We start from the raw sequence: 10,799 nt of genomic DNA on the forward strand, positions 1-10,799 counted from the left end.
ATATTTTATAAGAAGTTGATTCGCTTGGAATATATTAAGGGCAAACCACTTTTAGACATGGATTGCTTGCCAGATAAAATTTGACAGGATAACTTACGCACCGTCGAGACTAACGCATTGAGGGAGTGTAATTATGGCAAAGCCATTTGTTGCGATACTTATGGGCTCGGACTCAGACTTCCCAAAAGTTGAGGCTGCTCTGAATGTCCTGGAAAAGTTTGATATTCCTATTGAAGTAAGAGTTCACTCTGCACATAGAACCCCAGATGCAACCCATCACTATGTCAAAGATGCTGATCAGCGTGGTTGTGCGGTTTTCATTGCATGTGCTGGTATGGCTGCTCATTTAGCTGGCGTAGTTGCTTCTCTCACGATTAAACCAGTCATTGGTGTGCCAATTGATGCGGGTCCATTAGATGGAATGGATGCGCTTCTTTCTACAGCCCAAATGCCAGGTGGTATTCCCGTTGCGACCGTTGCAATTGGTAAAGCGGGTGCCAAAAATGCGGGCTATCTGGCTTTGCAAATTATTGCACTGCAAGATGCAGCGCTACAAAAAGCTTTACTGGAAGAACGCCAAAACAATGCCGCTGAAGTGCTAGAAAAAAACCAGGCTCTACAAGAGAAGTTAAAGGCAAGATGATGAAAAGCCTGAGTATTAAACAGGCTGCAACTGCGTTAATGATGGGGGAGGTGATTGCCTACCCCACTGAAGCTGTATGGGGGCTTGGTTGCGACCCATGGCAAGAAGAAGCAGTTCACCAAGTACTGACAATAAAAGAACGACCCGTTAATAAAGGTTTAATTATTGTTGCAGCTAACTTGAAGCAGATTGCACCACTGATAGATCCTTTATCGGCTCCGCAACAAGAAATCCTTAAATCTTCATGGCCAGGTCATATCACCTGGTTAATTGCTGATTATAACAACTGGCTTCCAAGTTGGATTAAAGGCGATTTTACAACAGTTGCTGTGCGTGTAAGTGCTCACCCTATTGTTAACCAGTTATGCCTGGAATTCGGCAAACCAATTGTTTCAACCTCTGCCAATAAAGCAGGTGAGTCTTCCTTGGATACACAAGGAATACAGCGTACATTAGGTACAAGTTTGGGGGGGATAGTGAGTGGTTCCTTAGGGGATCAGCTGAAACCTTCAGTGATAAAAGATTTGGCATCAGGAAATGTTGTTCGTCAGTAATGCACACGATGTGAGTTATTGTGATCGGAACTAGATTTACTCGTGTGTAACAATTCTGCAATATCTGCTTACTCGTTATGTTTGAATGTGTTTCAAACTTTCTCTTATCCTTTACATCAAAAATCAAAAGGCTGATTGTTCAAAAGTTGACTGTTCAATAGCCACAATATTGATTGAGCAAATAAGACAGGTAATACGCTGTGAACCAACCCGATATCGCTGCAGTAAAAGATTATTTGTTAGCGCTTCAAGATAACATTTGTGAACAGCTAGCAGCAATTGATGGACGTGCTGAATTTACTGAAGAAAGCTGGGTGCGGGAAGCAGGAGGTGGAGGTCGGACACGTGTTATCACTGATGGCGCCGTTTTTGAAAAAGGAGGCGTTAACTTTTCTCATGTATATGGAGAAGGGCTACCACCTTCCGCTACAGCTCACCGCCCAGAATTAGCAGGCAGATCATTTCAAGCGCTGGGGGTGTCTTTAGTTATCCATCCTAATAACCCATTGGTTCCCACCTCTCATGCTAATGTTCGATTTTTTATTGCAGAAAAGCCTGGTGCAGATCCGGTTTGGTGGTTTGGTGGTGGCTTTGATTTAACGCCTTACTATGGGTTTGATGAAGATTGTAAACACTGGCACCAAGTCACGTATGATTTGTGCAAGCCTTTTGGTGATAGAGTTTATGCAGACTATAAGCAGTGGTGTGATGATTATTTTTTCTTAAAGCACCGTAATGAGCCTCGGGGTATAGGCGGACTGTTTTTTGATGACCTTAATGCGTGGGGTTTTGAGCGTTGCTTTGCGTTTATAAAAGCCGTTGGTGATGGGTATTTAGAAGCATACCTTCCAATTGTTGCTAGACGGAAGCTAATGCCGTTTACTGAAAAGCAACGAAACTTTCAGCTTTACCGTCGTGGTCGCTATGTTGAGTTTAATCTGATCTATGATCGAGGCACATTATTTGGTTTGCAGTCTGGTGGTCGAACAGAGTCAATCCTTATGTCATTACCGCCATTAGTGAAGTGGGATTACAACTGGCAGCCTGAGCCAGATACTCCAGAAGCAGCACTATATGAGCGATACTTGAAAAAGCAGGAATGGATTTAGGTGATAAATATGGCAACGGTTGAACAAAAAAAACATTATGGTGTATTTGGGAATCCCATCAGCCATAGTAAATCACCGACTATCCATACATTGTTTGCTAAACAAACGCAGCAGCAACTGCAGTATGATGCTTTCTGTATTGAAATAGATCAGTTTAATTCATCGGTAAGTGAATTTTTTACCAATAATGGTGGTGGGCTAAATGTGACAGTTCCTTTCAAAGAAGCTGCATTTCAGCTAGCAGATCACTTAACTGACCGGGCATCGCAAGCAGGTGCTGTTAACACGTTATGGCATGACCAACAAGGGAAGCTATGGGGAGATAATACTGATGGCGTAGGCCTGGTCAGAGATATACAGAAAAATCACAACTATTCTTTGCAAGATAAACGTATTTTAGTGATTGGTGCTGGTGGTGCTGTGCGTGGGGTAATGGCACCACTACTTGAAGCCACTCCTCAAAGCATCACTGTAGCTAATCGTACACATGAGAAAGCTGAGCTGCTTGCCAGTTTATTTCAAACGTTTGGTAGCGTGACTGCACAAAAACTGTCCTCTTTGGCATCCCTTGTACAAAGTGATGGGCCATTTGATTTAGTGGTTAATGGTACAGCAGCCAGTTTAGCGGGAGAGCTTCCCCCATTACCTGAATCATTGATCGGTCCTGACACGTGGACATATGACATGATGTATGGACCAACGTTGACAGTGTTTAACCAGTGGGCAAAAGATGCTGGTGGCTGTGTGCAGCTTGATGGATTAGGTATGTTGGTTGAACAGGCTGCGGAGTCTTTTTATTGCTGGCGAGGGATCAGGCCTGATACACAACCTGTCATTCGCCAACTGCTCTGTGAGATGCAAGGCACTTGATGCTTAACAAGGTATTGCAATCGAATATTGTTAACATAGCGTTATGTATGTTGAATTTAACGAAACACGGTTTCTTTTAAACAATTAACAGGTGGCAGGAGTTCATCGTGAGCACAAAACTGGGTTTTTTTATATTAGTCGATGCGGGCGATAATGATGTCCACAAAATTCGTGAAGAATTATTACAAATAGATGAAGTTGTTCTTGTCCACTGTTTGATTGGTCCTGATGATCTGATTTGTTATGGAGAGGCAGGCTCTTTAGCTGCTTTGAAAGAGATTGTAACGTTTAAATTAGCGCATTTGATTGAAGATAAATTTAACCCTATTTCGCATACTCAAACCTCACTTTCACTTGAATATTTTGGTGAGCAATTGACGGCTGAAAAGTATGGTCATCCTACAAATACTGCGGCTTGGATTCTTGCCGATATTAACATTAGTGGCGCAATCAACATCAGTGAACGTTTACTTAGCAAACACCCTGAAATAAAAAGTGCCCATGCCTTATTAGGCAGTCATGATACGTTATTTTATGTAGAGGCAGAAGATTTAGACCGCTTAATGGAAGTCATTGACGATGGTGTTCGGATATTAAGGGGAATTGGTAATGAAGGTAAGTCAGTTAAAGCATTATCTCGCACTGATACACGATTAGTATTGATGAAGTAATTTGCTACTTGTAAGAAAGGATGTAGCAAAACTCTTGTCGTCGTAACAAGTTGCTGCATCCTTTAGGTTATTTGAGTCTAGTAACAGCACCTTTCTTGTTAAGCCGTTCCTTTGTTTGTTTATTCCAGAGGCTTAAACACCTCGATTATATGACCATCTGGATCAAGCACAAAAGCACTATAACTAAGTCGATTTGAACTACTCTCCTGTTGGCGGCTTTCAGGTTCACCATGACTGACCCCACCTGAATTGATTGCGGCAGTGTAAAACTCGTCAACCTGTTGTTGGGATTCAGCTTTGAAAGCGAGCGCTAAACGGGGACGTGTAATAGTACTTTGTTGGATCCAAAGCATAGGATGATTATGTTTACCTATGGCTGTCCAATTTTGCAGGTACTGTACGGCGGAGTAACCAAGGGGAGCAAGAGCCGTAAGGTAAAATAGTTTACTTTTTTCTAAGTTACCCACGTTTAGAGAGATATGATCAATCATAGAGTATGAAAGCCAAGTATTTAGTTATTTAATCAGTGTTCGTTAAAACAATGCAAGAAGCTAACTAAAGTGATTTAAGCTGCAAGTGTATAATTTTAATAACATAAGTGTAATGTATTATTAAGATTAGAGTAGTCAATATTGATACACTAGTCACAATAATATGACTAATAAATCAAAAGAAATTTGGGAAGCTTGTATAAGTTTAAAAAATTGCGGTAATTCACAATCTTTCTGTTTGACTAAATATGATAGTGTTAGTTACAGACTGAGTGGATTGACTAAAGTACTGGAGCTTTTGCTCTATGTGACGCAATCAATGTAATATGGATGTGTGTAGCCTTTAGCACTGTAAATCGATAGTGCAAGCTAAGGTGTACTAAAAGACAAGTTTACGCATCATTCATAATGAACAAAACATATTCATACAACACTATATGTATAAATAAATAGTTGATGAGTCTTCATAATTAAAAGGAATGTTAGACGAGTGACAACATGAGTAAATATGTAATGTGGTACCTGGGAGTTGTTTTATTTTTAGGGCAGGCATCTCCAAGTTATGCTGATGATGATTGTTTGATTATCCCAGGCAAACAAGTTGGTAATATTAAACTAGGTGAGTCACTCATAAGTGTGCGTGATCATATTGGAAAAAATAATATGCTAGTGGAAGAAATACCACTAGATGAAGATAAACACCTAAAGCATGTTACTATTTACCCTGAAGATGAAGAAAAGCAATTAGTGTTGCAACTGGATGAAAATGAAAGGGTTGAGGCCATTATTATTGATCGAGTCACTGAAGATGAAGTGCCTTGTTATCATAATAAAGAAGGTATTGTGATAGGCTTGACGCTACATGATATTGAAAAAATGAATGGGAAGCCTTTCAAGCTTACGGGTTTTGACTGGGATTTTCAGGGTACAGTCAGTTCGTGGGAAAATGGTAATCTCGAAAATATTATGCGTGGATTAGCGGTTCGTTTACATCCTGATGCAGATGATAAGTATAATGAAATTATTGGTGAAGAGATTTTTATGTCGAGTCACCCCGAAATGCAACAAGTAAACCCAACTGTTAGTCATATAGAAGTGTATAAGTATAAAGCAAAGAAGCAAACACAACTATCAAATTAACTGTTTACTAATAAGTTTAAGTAGATTGCATTATTTAAGGAACCAATAGTACAAGGAAAGTACTCTATTTTTATAGCTCACATCCTTCCATCGCTATTTAGAGTATCGCCTTAAAAAGCGAATTTTTACTCTTTTCCTTTCCTTAATATTATAACCTATTAGTCTTCATTTAATAATATATTGTGGGCGTTTTATAGCTGTACCTTTCGCTCATTATAGATGAATATTGATATTTTGAAGGTATAAATTATGCATATAAGATTAATAGTATTCAGCCTTCAATTACCAGGTTGTCGATCTCTCAAAGAAAAACGTCAACGTACGATTGGTTTTAAAGATAAATTTGGAAAGCTAGCTAATGTTGCAGTGACAGAGTCAAACTATCACAATTCTCACGACTTGGCAGAATGGGGTGTTATTATTATAGCAAAGGATAAACAAACTATAAGCCAAATAGAATCTCAGCTTGAAAATGGGCTAGCTTGTATGGATGTTGTTATTACAGAAGTCAAAAGTGACTGGATATAAGTTCAGATGTTTAAGAGCCTTTTATCGTTATCTTTTTGCTGTGTACCATGGGCTAGCTGACTGTACACTGGTACATCAAAAGTGGTGTTATCTTTGTCAGGAGTGCTGCATGTTAAATCCAAAGTCACGGCAATTAACCCCTCACTTTTTATGGGGTGCATCCACTTCAGCTTATCAAGTTGAAGGCGCTTGGAATGAAGGTGGTAAAGGGTCTTCAGTTATAGACTTGGCAAATCATACTGAAGGCGTCACTGACTTTAAGGTGTGTAGTGATCATTATCATCGTTATAAAGAAGATGTTAAATTATTTGCAGAGTTAGGCCTGAAAACTTATCGTTTTTCTATCGCATGGACAAGGATATTTCCTAATGGGCGGGGTGAAATTAATAAGGAAGGAATAGCATTTTACGATAGCTTGATTAATGAATTATTGAGTTATGGAATAGAGCCTTTTGTAACACTTTATCACTTCGACTTACCTCAAGCGTTAGCTGAGCAAGGTGGTTGGGGAAACCGTGAAACGATAGATGCGTTTGTAGAATATGCAAGAATAGTCTTCAGTCATTTTGGAGATAGGGTAAAATTCTGGCTTACCATCAATGAGCAAAACATGATGATTCTTCATGGTAACGCTTTGGGAACGCAAGATACGTCGTTAGCCGATCCCATGAAAGCGCTTTATCAAGAAAATCATCATATGTTATTAGCACAAGCGCAAGTGATTAAACTTTGTCGACAAGTTTTACCTAACGCTAAAATAGGGCCGGCCCCAAATATTGTTTCTATCTATCCCGCATCTTCTCATCCTGAGGATATACTTGCTGCTAATAATTACTATGCTATACGAAACTGGTTATATCTCGACATGACTGTCTTTGGGCGTTATAACACCACTGCTTGGCACTTTTTAAAATGTAGAGGCTGGACACCTAAAATTGAAAAAGGTGATATGGAAATACTGGCTAATGCAATGCCTAATTTTATTGCATTTAACTACTATACCTCACAAACAGTTGCACGTAGCTCAGGAGAAGAAGTTGAAAAAGGCCATACTGGGGACCAGCATTTAACAGTAGGTGAGTCTGGTTTTTATACTGCTAGTCGAAATAACCATTTAAGAGTTAATGAATTTGGTTGGGAGGTGGATCCCATTGGCTTTAGGACGACACTCCGGGAAATATACGATCGCTATCAGCTTCCCTTGGTTATTACTGAAAATGGTTTGGGTGCGTTCGATAAATTGGTAACAGATGAACAGGGTAACCCAACGGTTGAAGACGATTATCGTATAGATTTCCTAAGATTGCATATTGAGCAGATGCTTTTAGCGATTGAGGAAGGGGTTGAAGTCTTTGGTTTTTGCCCATGGTCAGCAATAGACTTAGTCAGTACACACCAAGGTTGTAGTAAACGTTATGGTTTTATCTATGTAAATCGTGACGAGTTTGATATAAAAGATTTAGCAAGATATCGTAAAAAAAGCTTTTATTGGTATCAAAAGCTTATTAATACTGATGCAAAAGCGCTTTGAAGAGAGGCCTGCTATCCACTTATCTTAACAGGTTAGACTAACACCACTAAAAAAACCTTCTTGATGTGTATTCAGAATAAAGTTTGTTGCTTGAAAGTATTTTTTAAAATGCAGTCCATATTTTATTGTAAAACTCAATAGTCATTGTATAGGTTATTTATGAATATAGCATCGAAAGCCCTTGTAGATATCATAGACTAATAATTTAAAATTGAAATTTTGTTGCATTTATGAGATAGTTTGGGTTAGGAGTCATGTTTGGCAAGTGATAATAAAAATTGGCGAGTTTATAGAGTCGTTTGTTTAACAATATAATGCTTGATAACGATTATCTTTTGATAAGTGACTTTATTAATGCCGATAGTAAATTATTTTAATTGAAACGCCAGTTTGATTTGTATTGTCTTATTTTTTTGAAATATTATAAGTGATTGCCATTGTTTTTCAGAGCATTTTATGGCGTTAAAGTAAACAGTATTTTTTTAATTAACCAATGTATTCATTATCTAAAAAAAGAGCAATTAAGGGATTACTGTTAATTTAAAGGCATTTTTTAGCTTAGAGCTTCTGATTTTGTTAACACTTAAAAATCATGTCGCTATCAATAAGAGTATTAATTATACATTATTGTCTTATTCTCACAGAACTATAATTATGAAAATAATGATTTAGTAATAGGTAAAGACGAAAAAATAGCATAAAAACATTGGATTCTATCTGTGAATAAGTTTGAGAGTATGAAGGTTTTCGTTGTAGCAGCTGAAGCTGGAAGTTTCAGTGCAGCAAGCGAGTTACTGGGGATTTCCTCTGTGATGGTTGGAAAGCACATACATCAACTGGAAAAGAGTCTTGGAGTTCGCTTGATCAATCGTACCACGAGAAACCAGTCTTTAACTGAGGCTGGCAGGTTTTTTCTTGCTGACTGTAAAGATATTTTGGAGCGTGTAAGAGTTGCTGAGTTGGTTGGAGAGCGCATGAATAACCACCCTCGAGGAAAAGTAAGAATCACAGCACCAAATATCCTTGGTTCAACGATAGTAACCCAAATTTTGGGTGAGTACATGGAGTTTCATTCTGATGTTCAGGGAGAACTGATACTGAATGACAGGGTATGTAATATAATTGAAGAAGGATTTGATATTGCGATTAGAATTGGCAAACTTAAAGAGTCCAGCTATCTGGTTGCGAGAAAACTGACCCCTTACCAAATGCTCATTTGTGCATCACCTTTATATATCTGGAAGTATGGCAAGCCTAGTAATCTTAATGACTTAGCAAATCATAACTGTTTGAATCACCTTTTATGGCACAGTGAATCTGGTTGGGAGAGTCTGGATTTCACAGATGAGGCACTTCCTTTTGGTGGATCATTTGCTTCAGATAATGGATATGCATTACGAAGTGCTGCATTGTCAGGCTTTGGTATAGCTATGTTGCCACAAGCATTGATTTGGCAAGACCTTATTGAACGAAAGCTTGTTACACTTTTAGATGATTTCATACCAAAGCCTCAACCTGTATATCTCCTATACCCATATGATAGAAAGGGGCTACCAAAAGTAACCCTCTTAGTGGACCTTTTTGTTAAACGTTTGGGAGTGTAGCAAATTTTACTTAATTAGTTGATAATGTTTATTATGATTAGCCACAACAAGGTCATGAATCTTTTGAGCAATTTCTCCAATACATTCTGTTGATATTTGATGTGATTTAGCCATATTTTTCCAGCGTTTTAAAAATTGTTCAACTCGACTTTTATCAACAGCGGGAAGACCCAAATAATGTTTACATTTGCCAATTTCTGAAGTTAGTGCAAACCGTTTAGCTAATAAATTTACTAATTTTATATCAATTTTTTCAACTTCTTTTCGGAGGGTATTGATCGTTTTATCCATTACTGTTACTCCTTGCTTAAATATTACTAACTTATTGACTTAACATATTAAGTGCTACTTTTTCTGCGAGGAAAAATGATTCATCATGATCAGAGTAAAGAGATAACATGCTGGCACCTTCCAGTAACATAAATATTGCGACAGCTCTATTGTTTGCCTCTGTTGCGGGAAACTCTTCTTTTAAAATATTGTTTATACACTCAAGAATTCTTTTCTTATGGTTTGAGGCAGCTTGAAAAATCTCTGTATTGTTGGAATTAAACTCTAAAAGTGCAGCACTAAAAATATCGCTTGATGAGCAGACATCTTTTACCGCATTATCATGCCATTTAAACAACGCTGCAACTTTTTTTATAGGAGTTTCCTGTGATAAAATACAAGACTCAAGCTGATCAAAACACCATCTACCCCTGCTTTTAAGTACTTCGATTATCAAATTATTTTTTGACTTAAAATATCGATATAAAGTCATTTTTGCTACTTCAGACTTTGTAACAATTTCGTCTACACCCACAGCGTTAAAACCACTAAGACGAAACAACTCCAGAGACTCCTCCAAAATCTTCTGTTTTTTATCCACTATATTTCCCTTGGTTATTGATCATATGGTGCTAGAGATTTATAACGCCATTACAGCACTCATTTACCAGTGATTTAAATTTAGCTTTCATAATTTCCATTTTATGAAAGCTAATTACTGGATCAGAAAATGACAGTACAGCACGAAGATGATTATTTAGGCTCATAAGATGAAGTACTACTGCATAATTGGCTCCTATACGATTAACAACAGTTCTAAATGCTAAAGGTTTAATTCCACCTTTGAAATCGCTATCTGATAAGTTACCAACATTCGTAATAGCAATACCTGCAGATTTAGATGCTTTAGCAAAAGATTTGACATGTTTTCGGATATCAGTATGAGTTGTTGATACTGGATGCCAGTGGTGTATAGCCTGATCTAATTGTTGACCACAATCTCGTGCCAAGCTTAATATACTTTCGTTAACGTCAAGAGGCACCGTTTTTACTACTGTGATGTTACATCCCATGTGTAATACTGGTTTTGAAGTAAATTGTTTTGATCGAAGTGATACGGCTGTATATAAATTTGTTTTGTTTAAATTTATTGTTATACAGAAGCTTTTTACAAATAATGCCGAAAATAGCTGGGTTACAGTAATATTATTTTTTTTGCAAAATAATATTAATTTTTGGCTATCCTTCTTAGTAATTTCGAGATCAAGGGTTCTTGGTGTCCTATTTTCAGGTGAAACTAGTTGATTAAAAAAAATAGGCTTTAAAAGATCACTTTTATGATTTTTTTCCAGTTTTTTGGGTTTAAGTATAGGCCATATAGGGATTTT

Annotated in this window: 13 protein-coding genes; 9 read left to right on the plus strand and 4 right to left on the minus strand. The window is 37.7% G+C overall.

From position 1 onward, the window contains the following. Positions 1 to 133: 133 nt before the first annotated feature. From purE to KCG35_RS26945, 5 genes are all read left to right on the plus strand, one after another. Complete coding sequence (gene purE, locus KCG35_RS11600) at positions 134 to 643, plus strand: 5-(carboxyamino)imidazole ribonucleotide mutase (RefSeq protein WP_215819863.1); 510 nt, start codon at positions 134 to 136, stop codon at positions 641 to 643. Next, complete coding sequence (tsaC, locus tag KCG35_RS11605; protein WP_230409149.1) at positions 640 to 1,197, plus strand: L-threonylcarbamoyladenylate synthase type 1 TsaC; 558 nt, start codon at positions 640 to 642, stop codon at positions 1,195 to 1,197. Before purE ends, tsaC begins: the two co-directional genes overlap by 4 nt. 200 nt (positions 1,198 to 1,397) lie before the next feature. Further along, positions 1,398 to 2,306, plus strand: a complete 909-nt coding sequence (gene hemF, locus KCG35_RS11610; RefSeq protein WP_215819864.1) for an oxygen-dependent coproporphyrinogen oxidase — start codon at positions 1,398 to 1,400, stop codon at positions 2,304 to 2,306. Positions 2,307 to 2,315: 9 nt separating this feature from the next. Next, complete coding sequence (gene aroE / locus KCG35_RS11615) at positions 2,316 to 3,176, plus strand: shikimate dehydrogenase (protein ID WP_215819865.1); 861 nt, start codon at positions 2,316 to 2,318, stop codon at positions 3,174 to 3,176. Between the two features lie 107 nt (positions 3,177 to 3,283). After that, complete coding sequence (locus tag KCG35_RS26945) at positions 3,284 to 3,847, plus strand: Lrp/AsnC ligand binding domain-containing protein (protein ID WP_215819866.1); 564 nt, start codon at positions 3,284 to 3,286, stop codon at positions 3,845 to 3,847. 119 nt (positions 3,848 to 3,966) lie between these two features. On the opposite strand, the gene KCG35_RS11625 is transcribed toward KCG35_RS26945, so the two are convergent. Continuing rightward, the gene (locus KCG35_RS11625; protein ID WP_215819867.1) at positions 3,967 to 4,338 is read right to left on the minus strand and encodes a VOC family protein; all 372 of its coding nucleotides are present in this window, start codon (positions 4,336 to 4,338) and stop codon (positions 3,967 to 3,969) included. Between the two features lie 498 nt (positions 4,339 to 4,836). Between KCG35_RS11625 and KCG35_RS11630 the strand changes: the two genes are divergently transcribed. The 4 genes from KCG35_RS11630 to KCG35_RS11645 all read left to right on the plus strand — a co-directional run bounded on the left by KCG35_RS11630 (position 4,837) and on the right by KCG35_RS11645 (position 9,141). Next, a complete protein-coding gene (locus KCG35_RS11630; RefSeq protein ID WP_215819868.1) occupies positions 4,837 to 5,478 on the plus strand; it encodes a hypothetical protein in 642 nt (213 codons plus the stop codon). Between the two features lie 249 nt (positions 5,479 to 5,727). Beyond that, a complete protein-coding gene (locus KCG35_RS11635) occupies positions 5,728 to 6,006 on the plus strand; it encodes a DUF503 family protein (RefSeq protein ID WP_215819869.1) in 279 nt (92 codons plus the stop codon). A gap of 109 nt (positions 6,007 to 6,115) precedes the next feature. Then, a complete protein-coding gene (locus KCG35_RS11640; RefSeq protein WP_215819870.1) occupies positions 6,116 to 7,537 on the plus strand; it encodes a glycoside hydrolase family 1 protein in 1,422 nt (473 codons plus the stop codon). Between the two features lie 719 nt (positions 7,538 to 8,256). Further along, complete coding sequence (locus KCG35_RS11645; RefSeq protein WP_215819871.1) at positions 8,257 to 9,141, plus strand: LysR substrate-binding domain-containing protein; 885 nt, start codon at positions 8,257 to 8,259, stop codon at positions 9,139 to 9,141. A gap of 6 nt (positions 9,142 to 9,147) precedes the next feature. Here the strand turns inward: KCG35_RS11645 and KCG35_RS11650 are convergent, their stop codons facing one another. The 3 genes from KCG35_RS11650 to KCG35_RS11660 all read right to left on the minus strand — a co-directional run. Further along, positions 9,148 to 9,432: a chorismate mutase gene (locus KCG35_RS11650; protein WP_215819872.1), complete on the minus strand. Its 285-nt coding sequence runs from the start codon at positions 9,430 to 9,432 to the stop codon at positions 9,148 to 9,150. 31 nt (positions 9,433 to 9,463) lie between these two features. Then, a complete protein-coding gene (locus KCG35_RS11655; protein WP_215819873.1) occupies positions 9,464 to 10,012 on the minus strand; it encodes a TetR/AcrR family transcriptional regulator in 549 nt (182 codons plus the stop codon). 31 nt (positions 10,013 to 10,043) lie between these two features. Beyond that, a partial coding sequence (locus KCG35_RS11660; RefSeq protein ID WP_215819874.1) for a hypothetical protein occupies positions 10,044 to 10,799 on the minus strand: 756 nt, incomplete at its 5' end.

Source organism: Zooshikella harenae, from assembly GCF_018837975.1.
Classification (GTDB): domain Bacteria; phylum Pseudomonadota; class Gammaproteobacteria; order Pseudomonadales; family Zooshikellaceae; genus Zooshikella; species Zooshikella harenae.

Excerpts from the sequence above, each read along its gene's own strand:
- KCG35_RS11630 (WP_215819868.1), top strand. The coding sequence starts at position 4,837 with ATGAGTAAATATGTAATGTGGTACCTGGGAGTTGTTTTATTTTTAGGG.
- KCG35_RS11635 (WP_215819869.1), top strand. The coding sequence starts at position 5,728 with ATGCATATAAGATTAATAGTATTCAGCCTTCAATTACCAGGTTGTCGA.
- tsaC (WP_230409149.1), top strand. The coding sequence starts at position 640 with ATGATGAAAAGCCTGAGTATTAAACAGGCTGCAACTGCGTTAATGATG.
- purE (WP_215819863.1), top strand. The coding sequence starts at position 134 with ATGGCAAAGCCATTTGTTGCGATACTTATGGGCTCGGACTCAGACTTC.
- KCG35_RS11640 (WP_215819870.1), top strand. The coding sequence starts at position 6,116 with ATGTTAAATCCAAAGTCACGGCAATTAACCCCTCACTTTTTATGGGGT.
- KCG35_RS11650 (WP_215819872.1), bottom strand. The coding sequence starts at position 9,432 with ATGGATAAAACGATCAATACCCTCCGAAAAGAAGTTGAAAAAATTGAT.
- KCG35_RS11625 (WP_215819867.1), bottom strand. The coding sequence starts at position 4,338 with ATGATTGATCATATCTCTCTAAACGTGGGTAACTTAGAAAAAAGTAAA.
- aroE (WP_215819865.1), top strand. The coding sequence starts at position 2,316 with ATGGCAACGGTTGAACAAAAAAAACATTATGGTGTATTTGGGAATCCC.